Here is a 13,465-nt window from a genome sequence, read left to right as displayed (position 1 = left end):
CGCCGTGCCCGATTCTGCCACCCCGGCCGGGGCCGGACCTCGCGCGCCCGTACCGCCCCGGGCGCCCCGGGCGTCACTCGCCGCTGTCGGCGGCCCGGGCGCCCAGGTTCGGCTCGGGGGCCCGCTGGAGTTCGTGGCTGAGCTCCTCCAGCTCGCTGCCGCCCGCCATCTGGCGGGTGAGCTCGTCCAGGGTGATCTGGCTGCGCAGATGACTGCCGGTCATCGCCCCGCGCTTGAGCAGGACGAAACGGTCGCCGACGAGGTAGGCGTGGTGCGGGTTGTGCGTGATCAGGACCACGCCGAGGCCCGCGTCCCGGGCGGCCGCCACGTACTTGAGCACGACGCCGGACTGCTTGACGCCGAGCGCGGCGGTGGGCTCGTCCAGGACCAGCACCTTGGCGCCGAAGTAGACCGCCCGGGCGATCGCCACGCACTGGCGCTCGCCGCCCGACAGGGTGCCGATGGGCTGGTCCACGTCGCGCAGGTCGATGCCCATGCGCAGCAGCTCCGAGCGGGTGGTGCGGCGCATCAGGTCGACGTCGAGCCGCTTGAAGGGGCCGGCCCCCTTCGTCGGCTCGGAGCCGAGGAAGAAGTTGCGCCACACCGGCATCAGCGGGACGACCGCGAGGTCCTGGTAGACGGTGGCGATGCCCCGGCCGAGCGCCTCGCGCGGGTTGCCGAGCGAGACGTCCTCGCCCTCGATGCGGAAGGCGCCGGAGTCGTGCCGGTGCAGCCCCGCGATGATCTTGATGAGGGTGGACTTGCCGGCGCCGTTGTCCCCCAGTGCGCAGGTGATCTCGCCCGCGTGGACCTCCAGCGAGACGCCTTCCAGGGCGCGGATGTTGCCGTAGTACTTACTGACGTCGTCGAGCTCCACCAGGGGGCTCTTGGTCAGGGTCGCGTCCGTCATGCCGTCGCCTCCGCCCGCTTGCGCACCCACGCGTTGAGCAGGGTGGCCAGCAGGAGCATCGCTCCCAGGAAGAACTTGAACCAGTCCGGGTTCCACTCGGCGTAGACGATGCCCTTGCTGGTCATACCGAAGATGAACGCGCCGACGGCGGAGCCGATCGCCGAGCCGTAGCCGCCGGTGATCAGACAGCCGCCGATGACGGCCGCGATGATGTAGATGAGCTCGTTGCCGACGCCCTCGCCGGACTGGACCACGTCGAACGAGAAGAGCAGGTGCTGGCCGGAGACCCAGGCGGCGAACGCCACGCCCATGTACAGGCCGATCTTGGTCTTGTAGACCGGTACGCCGACCGCGCGGGCCGCGTCGGCCTCGCCGCCGACCGCGAAGATCCAGTTGCCGAAGCGGGTGCGCAGCAGGATCCAGGTGGCGACCGCGACCAGGCCGAGCCACCACAGGATGGTGACCTTGAGGTCGACCGAGCCGACGCTCAGCTGGGAGGCGAAGACCTTCTTCGCCGAGGCGAAGCCTTCCATGTCGGCGATGGACTTGGTGGAGACGGTGCCGCTGATCAGCTTGGTGAAGCCGAGGTTGAGGCCGGTGAGCATCAGGAAGGTGCCGAGCGTGATGATGAAGCTGGGCAGTTTGGTCCGGGTCAGCATGAAGCCGTTGAAGGCGCCGAGGGCGAGCGTGGTCAGCAGCGAGACCCCGACGCCCACCCAGACGTTGGCCGTCATCTGGTAGCTGAACATCGACGACACGAGCGCCGACGTCGTCACCAGCACACCGGCCGACAGGTCGAACTCGCCGCCGATCATCAGCAGCGCCACCGGCACCGCCATGATGCCGATCGTCGACGCCGCGTACAGCACGGTCGAGAGGCTGGAGGCGCGCAGGAAGCTGTCCGCCACGATCGAGAAGAAGACGAAGACGGCGATGGCGCCGACGACCGAGCCGAGCTCCGGGCGGCCGAGCAGCCTGCGCAGCACGGACCGGTGGATCAGGCGCTCGTCCCCGGCGGCCGCGGGCGCCGGTGCGGTGGCGGTCATCGGGTCCCCCGCTTCGTGTACTTCTCCAGCTCGGCGGCGGCGTCCTTGGTGATGATCTGGGGTCCGGTCAGCACCGGAAGGCCGCCGCCGAGCACGTCGCCGTTGTACTTGTAGAGCCAGAGCAGGTCCACGGCCTCGTACCCCTGGAGGTAGGGCTGCTGGTCGACCGCGAAGCCGAGGGTGCCGTCCTTGAGCTCGGAGGCGACCTTGGCGTTCAGGTCGAAGGTGTCGACCTCGGCGGAGCTGCCCGCGGAGTTCCTGGCCTTGACGGCGGTGTCCGCGAAGGGGGCGCCGAGGGTGACCACGGAGTCGATGGACCGGTCCGCCTGGAGCTTGGCCTCGATGGAGGACTGGACGTCGGGCATGTTGGTGCCCGTGACGTAGAGGTTCTGGAGGTCGCCCTTGAAGGACTTCTTGGTGCCCGCGCAGCGCTGCTCGTGGCCCACGTTGCCCTGCTCGTGCAGGACGCAGAGCGCCTTCTTCCTGCCGCGCTTGTTGAGCTCCTCGCCGACGGCCTCGCCCGCGATGGTCTCGTCCTGGCCGATGTGGGTGAGGGCGCCGAACTCCTTGGACTTCTCCGAGCCCGAGTTCACCGTGATCACCGGGATACCGGCCTTCGCGGCCTTGGCGACGACGTCCTTCATGGCGTCCGGCTTGGCGAGGGTGACGACGATCCCGTCGACCTTCTGGTCGATGGCCGTCTGCACGAACTGCGCCTGCTGCTGTCCCTGGTCGCTGTGCGAGTACAGGAAGTCGATGTTGTCCTTCACGGCGGCCTGCTTGGCGCCGCTCTGGACGATGTCCCAGAAGGTGTCGCCGTCGCCCGAGTGGGTGATCATGGCGAACTTCCAGCGGGGGGTGTTCACCGCCGCCTTGCCCTGGGCGGCCTCCGCCTTGCGCGCGTCCTCGGCGCGCTTGCCCCCGGTGCTGCTGCATCCCACCAGGGAAACCCCGAGCACCGCCGCCAGCACCGCGCCCACCGCGCGTACCCCTGTCCGAACCCTTGCCACGACGCCGTGCTCCTCTTGCTGTACTCCCAGGTGCGCCCGGGACTGGTGCGTGCCTGCCCCGGCCGCCCAAGTATGGGTCACATCCGGTCGGCGGCGGATCATCGGGTACCGCGAGCGGTGTACTTCTCCAGCGTCGGCACGTCCTTGCCGGTGACGACGGCGGGCCCGGTGAGGACGGGCCTGCCGCCGCCGACGACGTTGCCGTTGGTCCGGTGCAGCCACAGTTCGTCCACCGCCAGATACCCCTGGAGATAGGGCTGCTGGTCGACCGCGAAGCCGATCTCCTTGGCCTTGAACTGCTTGATCACGGCGGCGTTGAGGTCGAAGGTGTCGACCTCGGCGGAGCTGCCCGCGCCGCCCTTGGCCTTGACGGCGGCTGCCGCCATCGGCGCGCCGAGCGTGACGACGGCGTCGATGGCCGATCCCCCGGAGCCGGTTTGCAGTTTCGCCTCGATGGAGGATGTCGCGGCGGGCGTGTTGGTCCCGTCGACGTTGAGGTTCTCGACCGAGCCCTTGAAGGTCTTCCTCACCCCGGCGCAGCGCTCCTCCAGCGAGACGTTGCCCTGCTCGTGGATGACGCAGACGGCCTTCTTCCTGCCGTTCGCGTTCAGCTGCTCGCCGACCGCCTCACCGGCGACGCCCTCGTCCTGCCCGATGTGGCCGAGGGCGCCGAGCTCCTTGGAGTACTGCGCGCCGGAGTTGATGGTGACGACCGGGATGCCCGCGGCGACCGCCTTCCGCACGACGTCCCGGACGGCCTCGGGCTTGGCGAGGGTGACGACGATCCCGTCGGCCTTCTGGTCGATGGCCGCCTGGACGAGCTGCGCCTGCTGCTGGCCCTCCTTGTTCGCCGAGTAGAGGAAGTCGGCGTTGTCCTTGGCCGCGGCCTGTTTCGCGCCGCTCTGGACGATGTCCCAGAAGGTGTCGCCCTCGCCCGCGTGGGTGATCATCGCGATCTTCATCCGCGGGGTGGAGACGCCCTTGCCGCCGGCCGGGGCGCCGTCGTCGGCCTTGTCCTCGGAGCTCTTGCCGCCCGAACCGCTGCATCCGGTGACCGCGAGTGCGAGGGCCGCGGCGAGCGCCGCCGCCGTGGCTGCCGTGCGGGGTATGCGCATGGGGTCCGCCTTCCGTCCCGGCCGCGGTGTGCGGCACGTGAGTTCTAGCGGCGGGCGCTCTCAGCCGTCAATACTTTGTCCGAACATTCTTACGCGGAGATCGCACCCGGTCCGGCCGGCCGCGCTCACGGCCGTACGAGCAGCTGGAACTCGAAGGCGTACCGCGAGGCCCGGTAGACGTGGGAGCCGTACTCCACCGCCCGCCCGGTGTCGTCGAAGGTGGTGCGCTCCATGGTCAGCAACGGCGCCCCCGCGGTCTCGGCGAGCAGGGCGGCCTCGGCGGCGGTCGCCGCCCGCGCCCCCAGCGACTGCCGGGCGCTGTGCAGGGTGATCCCCGCGCCGCGCATCAGCCGGTACAGGCCGGTGGCCTCCAGCTGCGGGGTGTCGAGCGCGAGCAGCCCGCCCGGCAGGTAGTTGCGCAGCTCGGCCATCGGCTCGCCGTGGGCGTACCGCAGCCGCTCGACCAGGTGGACCTCGTCACCCTCGGCCACCCCGAGCGCCGCCGCGACCCGCGCGGTGGCCGGCTCCAGGGTGTTGCGCAGCACCCGGGTGGCGGGCTTCTGCCCGGCCGCCTCCAGGTCGTCGTAGAGGCTGCTCAGCTCCAGCGGGCGCTTGACCTGGCTGTGCACCACCTGGGTGCCCACGCCCCTGCGGCGCACCAGCAGGCCCTTGTCGACCAGGGTCTGGATGGCCTGGCGGACGGTGGGACGGGACAGGCCGAGCCGGCCCGCGAGGTCGATCTCGTTGCCGAGGAGGCTGCCGGGCGTGAGGGTGCCGCGCTCGATGGCCGCCTCCAGCTGCTGGGAGAGCTGGAAGTAGAGCGGGACCGGGCTGGTGCGGTCCACGCCGAGCTGGAGCGGCACGGCGGGATCCGGCGCGTTTCTGGGCTGCTTGGACACGGGGTGAGCGTAGTGCTCGGGCCATGTTGACGGGAAGTCGTGAAGTCTGATTGTCAGGACAAACCCTTGACAGGGCGACCGGGTGCCGCCACCTTTTGGCCATGCGCATCGGACTCATCGGAGCGGGACGTATCGGCTCCTTCCACGCGGAGGTGCTGGCCCGCCACCCCTCGGTCACCGAGCTCCTCGTCGCCGACACCGACCCCGCGCGGGCCGCCGGGGCCGCCGGGCGGACCGGCGCCGCTGCCACCACGGTCGACGGGCTCTTCGCCGCCGGGCCGGACGCGGTGGTGATCGCCTCGGCGACCGCCGCGCACGCCGGCCTGATCGCCCGCGCGGCCCGCGCCGGGCTCCCCGCCTTCTGCGAGAAGCCCATCGCCCTCGACCTGGCCGGCACGCTGGCCGCCCTCGACGAGGTGGAGAGCGCGGGAACGGTCCTCCAGATCGGGTTCATGCGCCGCTTCGACGCCGGATACGCGGCGGCCCGCGAGCGCGTCCGGGCGGGCGGCCTGGGACGGCTGCACACCGTACGGGCGGTCACCTCGGACCCGGCGCCGCCGCCCGCCGCGTATCTGCCGCTCTCCGGCGGCCTCTACCGGGACTGCCTGGTCCACGACTTCGACATCCTGCGGTGGGTGACCGGCCGCGAGGTGACCGAGGTGTACGCGACCGGCTCGGACGCGGGGCCCGCCATGTTCCGCGAGGCCCACGACGTCTCCACGGCCGCGGCCCTGCTCACCCTCGACGACGGCACCCTCGCCACGGCGACGGCGACCCGGTGCAACGGCGCCGGGTACGACGTACGGATGGAGCTGGCCGGGGAGCTGGACCAGATCGCCGTGGGGCTCGGCGAGCGCACCGCGCTGACCTCCGTCGAGCCGGGGGCGCCCGCGCCCGCCGCCACGCCCTGGCCCGGCTTCCTGGAGCGGTTCGCGCCCGCCTACCGGGCCGAACTCGACGCGTTCGTACGGGTCGTACGGGGCGAGCTGGCGAACCCCTGCGACGGCCGCGAGGCGCTGCACGCGCTGCGCGTCGCGGAGGCGTGCGAGCGCTCCCGGCACGAGCGGCGCCCGGTGGCGCTCGCGGAGTTCACCGGCTGAGGCGCCGGCCCCCGCTCCCCCGGCGGCTTCTACCCTGGCAGCGGCGAGGGGAGGCGCGGTGCACAGGCGCTGGTGGTTCATGGGGATGCTGCGCCCGGCCGGTCCGGCCGGTCCGGCGCGGCCGGCGTGGGAGCCGTCCAGGGAGGAGCAGCAGCGTGTCCTGGACGAGTGGAGGACGGCCCGCGAGCGGCTGGAACGGCTCGTCTCGGCCCGGGTGACGGCCGTCGGCGACGTGCTGCGGGCGGCCGAACTCCCGGTCGGCGCGGACGCGGTGGAGAGCGCGCGGCCGGGTGGGGACGCGGACGACTACGCGTGGGTGCTCGACGCCTTCCAGGCCGCGGGCAAGCTCCTGGACGAGGCGGCCGACCTGCCGGACCTGGCCGCCGCCGCGGTCCTGGCCGAGCGCGCCCTGGTCCGGTTCGCCGCGCTGCACGCCCGCCGCGCGGGGCAGCCGGCGCCGAGGCCGCCCGAGCGCTGCTACTACAACCCGCTGCACCCGGCGGCGGAGAGCGCCGGGGCGCCCGTGCGCCGGGAGCACCGCCGGCGTGCCCGGCGCCGGACCGGGCCGCGCGAGGCGGCGGCCGAGCGCCGTCCCGCCTGCGCGTCCTGCCGCAAGGCGATCCTGGCGGGGCAGCCGCCGGACGTGCTGCCCGCGCTGGTCCCGGTGAAGGTGTCCCGGCGGCGCACCGCGCGGCTGCTGGTGCCGTACTACTCGGTGCCGCAGCAGTGGTCGCTGTGGTCCCTCTCGGTGTGCGGGGCGTACGGCGACGAGTGGCCCGCGCTGGTGCTGCGCGGCGAGCACCGGCGCAGGGCGGAGGCCGCCCGCGGGGCGTGAGCACCACACCTCATGAGCCGCCCGCCTCACGGGCCACCACACCTGAGAGGTCGCCGCGCCTCACAGGCACCCGCGCCTCACCCTTCGTACGCGCGCGCCGCTCACCAGCGCACCGGCAGATGACGCACGCCCCGGATGAGCATGCCGGGCAGCCACTCCAACGGGCCCGCGTCCTCGGCGAGTCGGAGGCCGGGCGCGCGCTCCAGGAGCGTACGGACCGCGATGCGGCCCTCCATCCGGGCGAGCGGGGCACCCAGGCAGTAGTGGATGCCGTGGCCGAAGCCGAGGTGGCTCTGCGGGGTGCGGCGGATGTCGAAGCGGTCCGGGTCGGGGTGGCGGGCGGGGTCGCGTCCGGCGGAGGCGAGGCCGACCAGGACGGTCGCCCCGGCCGGGATGACGGTCCCGCCGCACTCGACGTCCTCGCGCGCGTAGCGGTACGTGGCGGTCTCCACCGGACCGTCGTAGCGCAGCATCTCCTCGACGGCCCCGTCGATCAGACCGTCGAAGTCGGCACGCAGCGCGGCCAGTTGCTCCGGGTGCGCGAGGAGTGCCCGCACGCCGTTGGAGATGAGGTTGACGGTGGTCTCGTGGCCCGCGACGAGCAGCAGGAAGGCCATGCCGATGAGCTCGTCCGGGGAGAGCTGGTCGCCGTCCTCGTGCCGGGTGCGGATGAGGGCGCTCAGCAGGTCGTCCGCCGGGTCGGTGGCCCGCTTGTCCTCGATGAGCCCGACCAGATAGGCGCCCATCTCCAGGGCGGAGGCGTTCGTCCCGTCGTTCTCGGTGGGGGCGACCGCCTCGTTGGAGAGCCTGCGGAAGGTCTCCCGGTCCAGGTCGGGGACGCCCAGGAGTTCGCAGATGACCGTGATCGGCAGGGGGAAGGCGAACGCGTCGACCAGGTCGGCGGTGCGGCCGGGGGCGGCCAGCATGGTGTCGAGCAGCGTGTCGGTGATCTCCTGGACGCGCGGGCGCAGCGCCTCGATCCGGCGTGCGGTGAACTCGCGCGCCACCAGCTTGCGCAGCCGGGTGTGCTGCGGCGGGTCGGAGTCCAGCATGTTGGCGCTGACCGCGGTGAACTGGCTCTCGTCGGCGACCGCCCGCCAGTCCTTGGAGAAGCGGCCGTCGGCGAGCGCGGCCCGCGCCTCGTCGTGCCCGACGATCAGCCAGACCTCGTCCATCTCACGGGTGCGGACCCGGTGCACCGGCCCTTCCGCGCGCAGCTTCGCGTAGTACGGATACGGGTGGGCGGTGAAGTCCTCGTGGTCGCGCAGATCGATGAGCGGCATAGGTCTGTTCCCCTCCGGTGGTCCGCTTCAGCCTACGTCGCCGTCCTCGTCGAGGAGGCCCGCGTCGTGGACGAGCAGGGCGATCTGGACACGGTTGTTGAGCCCCAGCTTGGCGAGCACCCGCGAGACATGGGTCTTCACGGTGGGCACGCTGAGGAAGAGGGCGGCCGAGATCTCCGCGTTCGACTGGCCGCGGCCCACGGCGACCGCCACCTCCCGCTCCCGCTCGGCGAGTTGGCCGATCCTCGCCCGGGCCCGGGCCGCCCGGTCGCCGCCGGGCCCCTCCGGTGCGCCCGCGACCTGGTGCATCAGCTGGCGGGTGACGGCCGGGGAGAGCACCGGCTCGCCCGCCGCGACCCGGCGTACGGCGGCGACGATCTCGGCGGGCGCGGTGTCCTTCAGGACGAACCCGGCGGCGCCCGCGCGCAGCGCCCGTACCACCTGTTCGTCGGCGTGGAAGGTGGTCAGGACGATGACCTCGGGGGCGTCGGGGCGGGCGCGCAGGAGTTCGGTGGCGGCGAGTCCGTCGACGGTCGGCATCCGGATGTCCATCAGGACCACGTCCGGGCGCAGCCGGTCGGTCAGCTCCTCGACCTGGGAGCCGTCGGAGGCCTCCCCCACGATCTCCAGGTCCTCGGAGCCGCCGAACATGAAGGTGAGTCCCGCGCGGACGAGGGGGTCGTCGTCGACGACGAGCAGCCGGATGGTCATGAGGGCCACGGTAGCCAGGCGCGGACCTCGAACCCGCCACCGGGGACGGGCCCGTGCTCCAGCCGGCCGCCCGCGAGCGTGGCGCGTTCGGTCAGCCCGATGAGGCCCTGCCCCGACCCGGGCACCTCGGGCACGTCCCCGACGGGGGCGGGGTTGCGCACCTCGATGCCGAGCCCGTCGCCCGGGCGGCCGGTGACGGTCACGGTGACCTCGGCGCCGGGGGCGTGCTTGCGGGCGTTGGTGAGGGCCTCCTGGGCGATGCGGTAGGCGTTGCGCCCGGTGGCCGCCGGGACGGTCTGCGGGTCCCCGACCCGGCTGTCCAGGGTGACCTTCATCCCGGCCTCGCGGGACTCGGCGACCAGCGCGTCCAGGGTGGCCAGCGTCGGCTGGGGCCGGTCCTCGGCGCCCTCGTCGGGGCTGCGCAGCACCCCGATGATCTGGCGCAGGTCCTGGAGGGCCTCGTGGGCGCTGTCGCGGATGACCCCGGCGGCGCGGGCGACCTCGGCCGGGGGCGCGTCCGGGCGGAACTCCAGGGCGCCCGCGTGCACGCTGAGCAGGGTGAGCCGGTGGGCCAGTACGTCGTGCATCTCGCGGGCGATGGCCTCGCGGGCGAGCCGCTGGGCGTGCTCGGCCCGCAGCGCGGCCTCCCGCTCGGCGCGTACCGCCCGCTCGCGCAGCGCGACCACCAGCTGGCGCCTGGCCCGGACGAGCATGCCCCAGCCCATGGCGAGCAGGACCATCAGCGTGCCCATGATGGCGTTGGCCAGCAGGCCGGTGCTCGGGTCGGGGCGCAGGACCGGCTGCACCCACGAGGTGACCAGGGCCGCGGCGCCGACGGTGGCGACGACCGGCTTGAGGGGCCGGTGCACGGCGACGCCGAAGAGGGCGACCAGCACCGCGCCCGCGGCGACCGGGGCGACCAGGGTGACGACGACGAGCACCCAGGCGAGCTGGACGGGCCAGCGCCGGCGCAGCCAGAGCGCGCAGCAGGCGAGGGCTCCCGCCAACTGGTCGGCGGCCTGGAGGGTCTCGGAGTAGTCGGAGGCCTGGCTCATGGCGTCGGCGGCGAGCATGCCGATGGCGGCGGCGCAGAGGAAGGCGCAGGTGTCGACGATCCAGTCCCGTACGGTACGGCGCGGCCGGTTGCGGCCGGGCCGGTCACCGGGCAGTTCGGGAGCGACGACGGCGGACGGCAGCAGCCAGCGGTATTCGGGCCCAGCGGGTGTCATGTCACCCAAGCTACGCAGGTCAGGGGCGCCGTGGCGGGTTCCGGGCGGGGTGCGCTACCAAAGTCGTACGGTCCGAGACTTTCGCCGCGCGGGCCGAGCCCGAAGGCGGACGCGGGGGCCGGTGCGGGCGGGCCAGGCTCGGGGCATGAAGAGATTCTTGGAAGTCACCGGGTTCGTGCTGCTGGTCCAGGGGGCGGGCGGGCTGCTGCACGAGTGGACCGGCTGGTTCGGGAAGTGGAGCGTGCTGCACCGGGCGGATTTCCTGGCCGGACACGAGATCTTCGCGGGCGTGGTGGTGGCCGTCCTCGGCGCGGCCCTGCTGGTCGCCTCGGACAGCGCGCCGCGCGACTAGGGCGTGTGGCGAGAGCGGCGCCGTCCGCCCGGAGGGCGGGCCCCGCGGCGTCCGGTGCGTGCGATCGCCAGGCGGAGGGCCGCCTTCGTACCGGGTGTACGGGGGCGGTCCCGACAACGCGGCGAGCGCGCGTGCCGGGCGTCGCGGGGCAGGCGGGAGTTTCGCACCACGCCCTGGCGCCGCGTGGCCGCGGCCCGGCCGTGGCTGTACCGCGGGGCGCTCCGGTGCTGTCGGGCCGGAGCGCCCCGCGCAGGGGCGGGTGTCGTCAGCCGCCCAGCTCCTGGTGGCGGGCGTTCAGCCGGGCCGCGCCGTCGCTCGTGAGCGAGCCGAACAGGCGCAGCCGGGAGATGCCGCCGTCGGGGAAGATGTCGACGCGTACGTGGGTGGCCGGCGCGGGGGCGTCGAGCACGAACCGGTGGTTGGTGTCGGGCTGGAGACGGGTGCGGGGCAGGATCTCGCGCCACTCGCCCGCCTCGCCGTCGCGGACCGAGAGCGCCGCCCAGCCCGCCGAGTTGCCCTTGAGGTAGGCGGTGTCGATCTCGACCGCGCGGATCTCGGACCGCGCCGCCAGCTGGTAGCGGATCCAGTCGTTGCCCTTGTCGCGGCGGCGGCGGGTCTCCCAGCCGTCGTCCATCTTGTGGGAGCGGCCGGGCTGGATGGTGTTGGTGGCGGGCGAGTAGAAACGGTCGGAGGCGTCCTCGACCTGGCAGCCGTTCTCCAGGGCCGCCAGGTCGAAGGTGCCGAGGGCCTGGAGCCACGCCGGGTCCGGGGCGACCTCGCCGTACACGCGCAGCCGGGCGATGCCGCCGTCGGGGTGCTGGTTGACGCGCAGGTGCGTGAAGCGCTGTTCGACGTCGACGGCGAAGCCGTTGGCCGCGTGGCCGCCGACGGCCGTACGGGGTACGAGCGTCACCCACTTCACGTCGTCCGCGAGCAGCTCCTCGGGCGAGGGCGAGCCCGCGACCGAGGTGGCCTCGACGGAGACGGCCTGCGGGTAGTTGCCGCGGAAGTGGGCGGTGTCGACGACGATGCCGCGCACCACGCCGGGTGCGCCCAGGCGCACCAGGGCCCAGTCGTGGTCGTCCTCGGTGGGGTGCGGCACGGCGGCCGAGACACCGCGGCGGCGGCGGGTCTCCCAGCCGTCCATGATCTTGCCCTTGTGGCCGAAGTGCTCGGGGTCGAACTCGGCGGCGGCGGGCTTGAGGAGGTTCTCGCGCTCGGCGAAGAACTCGTCGTTGGCGGCGATGACGCCCGCGCCGAGCCGCCGGTCGGCGAGGTCCGCGTAGTGCGTGAAGGGGAAGTCGGCGGTGCGGTAGTCCGCGTACGGGTCACCGCCGCCGTAGGGACTGGCGTCACCGGTGAAGGAGGGTATGGCGCTCACGGTCTCAGTGGTTCCTTTCGAGCAGGCGGCCGGTGGGCCCGGTGAGGGTGCCGTTCTCCTGGACGCGCTTCCCGCGCAGCCAGGTCGACTTGACGACACCGTGCAGGGTCTTGCCCGCGTAGGCGGTGACGCGGTTGCGGTGCTGGAGCTCCGCCGGATCGACGGTGAAGGTCGCGTCCGGGGCGAGGACGGCGAAGTCGGCGTCCCGGCCGGCCTCGATGGCGCCCTTGCGCTCCAGGCCGACGAGTCCCGCGGTGGCGGACGACATCCAGCGGACCACGTCGTCGAGGGTGTGGCCGCGCCTGCGGGCCTCAGTCCAGACGGCGGACAGGCTCAGCTGGAGGCCGGAGATCCCGCCCCAGGCGGTGGCGAAGTCCTCGGTCTTGAGGTCGGCGGTGGACGGCGAGTGGTCGGTGACGACGCAGTCGATCGTGCCGTCGGCGAGCGCCGCCCAGAGCAGGTCTTGGTTGGCGGCCTCACGGATCGGCGGGCAGCACTTGAACTCGCTGGCGCCGTCCGGGACTTCCTCGGCGGTGAGGGTGAGGTAGTGCGGGCAGGTCTCGACGGTGAGCCGGACGCCCTCGCGCTTGGCGGCGGCGATCGCGGGCAGCGCGTCGCAGGAGGACAGGTGCAGGATGTGCACCCGCGCCCCGACCCGCCTGGCGGCGGCGATCAGCGACTCGATGGCGGTGTTCTCGGAGACCCGGGGGCGGCTGGCCAGGTAGTCGGCGTACCGGGGGCCGGGCCGCTGCGGCGCGGCGGCCAGCTCGTGCGGATCCTCGGCGTGCACGATCAGCAGCCCGTCGAAGCCCGCGATCTCGGCGAGCGACTGGGCGAGCTGGTCCTGGTCGAGCTCGGGGAACTCCTCGACTCCGGAAGGGGAGAGGAACGCCTTGAAGCCGAAGACTCCGGCGTCGTGCAGGGGGCGCAGGTCCTTGACGTTGTCGGGCAGGGCGCCGCCCCAGAAGCCGACGTCCACGTGCGCCTTGGAGCGGGCGACCTCCTGCTTGACGCGCAGGTTCGCCACCGTGGTGGTGGGCGGCAGCGAGTTGAGCGGCATGTCCACCAGGGTGGTGATGCCGCCCGCGGCGGCGGCCCGGGTGGCGGTCCAGAAGCCCTCCCACTCGGTGCGGCCCGGGTCGTTCACGTGCACATGGCAGTCGACGAGGCCCGGCAGCAGCACGTCGTCGCCGAAGTCCTCCAGGCGCGCCCCGGCCGGTACCTCGGCGTCGTACGGCAGCACGGCGGCGATCACCTCGCCGGCGACGGCGACCGAGGCCGGGCGGGTGCCGTCGGGCGTGATGACGCGCGACGAGCGCAGTACCAGGTTGACGTCGGACACCCGAGCCCTCACTTCCGCGATGGATGCATGTCCGCGGCGGTGTGGGTCCCCGCGGAGTGCGACGAGCAAATTCAACGAACTGTTGAAGGAGCCTTCACGCCGGAGTCTTCCCGCCGATCAGGGAGCCGTCAAGGGTGTCCGGGTCCGGCGGCGGCCGAGGGCGTGGGTCTTGGAAGTTTCCACAGAATGGAATTAGACTTTCACTTCCCAGAATGTAGCTATCGCCACGGGGTGCCCCACCGGACCGGACAA

The 13,465-nt window shown here is 73.0% G+C and carries 13 protein-coding genes; 3 read left to right on the top strand and 10 right to left on the bottom strand.

Annotation, left to right across the window (positions count from 1 at the left end):
- Positions 1-73: 73 nt before the first annotated feature.
- From ABZ404_RS05055 to ABZ404_RS05035, 5 genes are all read right to left on the bottom strand, one after another.
- Positions 74-910 (bottom strand): ATP-binding cassette domain-containing protein, encoded by an 837-nt coding sequence (locus ABZ404_RS05055; RefSeq protein ID WP_358836348.1) that lies wholly within the window; start codon positions 908-910, stop codon positions 74-76.
- Positions 907-1,956 (bottom strand): ABC transporter permease, encoded by a 1,050-nt coding sequence (locus tag ABZ404_RS05050; protein ID WP_358836347.1) that lies wholly within the window; start codon positions 1,954-1,956, stop codon positions 907-909. Before ABZ404_RS05050 ends, ABZ404_RS05055 begins: the two co-directional genes overlap by 4 nt.
- Positions 1,953-2,966, bottom strand: a complete 1,014-nt coding sequence (locus tag ABZ404_RS05045) for a sugar ABC transporter substrate-binding protein (protein WP_358836346.1) — start codon at positions 2,964-2,966, stop codon at positions 1,953-1,955. The genes ABZ404_RS05050 and ABZ404_RS05045 overlap by 4 nt, the downstream gene beginning before the upstream one ends.
- A 98-nt stretch (positions 2,967-3,064) precedes the next feature.
- Entirely contained in the window at positions 3,065-4,081 is a 1,017-nt protein-coding gene (locus ABZ404_RS05040; protein ID WP_358836345.1) for a substrate-binding domain-containing protein, read from the bottom strand.
- A gap of 125 nt (positions 4,082-4,206) precedes the next feature.
- Positions 4,207-4,926 carry a GntR family transcriptional regulator gene (locus ABZ404_RS05035; RefSeq protein ID WP_358836353.1) on the bottom strand — a complete coding sequence of 240 codons (720 nt, stop codon included), beginning with the start codon at positions 4,924-4,926 and terminating at the stop codon, positions 4,207-4,209.
- A 155-nt stretch (positions 4,927-5,081) separates the two neighbouring features.
- Between ABZ404_RS05035 and ABZ404_RS05030 the strand changes: the two genes are divergently transcribed.
- Positions 5,082-6,080: a Gfo/Idh/MocA family oxidoreductase gene (locus tag ABZ404_RS05030; RefSeq protein ID WP_358836344.1), complete on the top strand. Its 999-nt coding sequence runs from the start codon at positions 5,082-5,084 to the stop codon at positions 6,078-6,080.
- A gap of 58 nt (positions 6,081-6,138) precedes the next feature.
- A complete protein-coding gene (locus ABZ404_RS05025) occupies positions 6,139-6,915 on the top strand; it encodes a hypothetical protein (RefSeq protein WP_358990132.1) in 777 nt (258 codons plus the stop codon).
- A gap of 101 nt (positions 6,916-7,016) precedes the next feature.
- Here the strand turns inward: ABZ404_RS05025 and ABZ404_RS05020 are convergent, their stop codons facing one another.
- The 3 genes from ABZ404_RS05020 to ABZ404_RS05010 are packed head-to-tail and all read right to left on the bottom strand — an operon-like array spanning position 7,017 to position 10,138.
- Entirely contained in the window at positions 7,017-8,198 is a 1,182-nt protein-coding gene (locus ABZ404_RS05020) for a cytochrome P450 (RefSeq protein WP_358837710.1), read from the bottom strand.
- Positions 8,199-8,225: 27 nt separating this feature from the next.
- Positions 8,226-8,909 (bottom strand): response regulator transcription factor, encoded by a 684-nt coding sequence (locus ABZ404_RS05015; RefSeq protein WP_358837709.1) that lies wholly within the window; start codon positions 8,907-8,909, stop codon positions 8,226-8,228.
- A complete protein-coding gene (locus tag ABZ404_RS05010; RefSeq protein WP_358990129.1) occupies positions 8,906-10,138 on the bottom strand; it encodes a histidine kinase in 1,233 nt (410 codons plus the stop codon). Before ABZ404_RS05010 ends, ABZ404_RS05015 begins: the two co-directional genes overlap by 4 nt.
- Before the next feature lie 145 nt (positions 10,139-10,283).
- Here ABZ404_RS05010 and ABZ404_RS05005 point away from each other — a divergent pair, with 145 nt between their 5' ends.
- Positions 10,284-10,490, top strand: a complete 207-nt coding sequence (locus ABZ404_RS05005) for a hypothetical protein (protein WP_358836962.1) — start codon at positions 10,284-10,286, stop codon at positions 10,488-10,490.
- Positions 10,491-10,755: 265 nt separating this feature from the next.
- Here the strand turns inward: ABZ404_RS05005 and alc are convergent, their stop codons facing one another.
- Both alc and allB read right to left on the bottom strand, forming a co-directional pair.
- The gene (alc, locus tag ABZ404_RS05000; protein ID WP_358836961.1) at positions 10,756-11,871 is read right to left on the bottom strand and encodes an allantoicase; all 1,116 of its coding nucleotides are present in this window, start codon (positions 11,869-11,871) and stop codon (positions 10,756-10,758) included.
- A 4-nt stretch (positions 11,872-11,875) separates the two neighbouring features.
- A complete protein-coding gene (allB, locus tag ABZ404_RS04995; RefSeq protein WP_358836960.1) occupies positions 11,876-13,213 on the bottom strand; it encodes an allantoinase AllB in 1,338 nt (445 codons plus the stop codon).
- Positions 13,214-13,465: the final 252 nt, after the last annotated feature.

Origin of the sequence: Streptomyces sp. NPDC005878 (genome assembly GCF_040629815.1) — a bacterium.
GTDB lineage: Bacteria > Actinomycetota > Actinomycetes > Streptomycetales > Streptomycetaceae > Streptomyces.
Note: the sequence above shows the minus strand (reverse complement) of the source record. Positions and strands in the feature narration are given on the sequence as shown.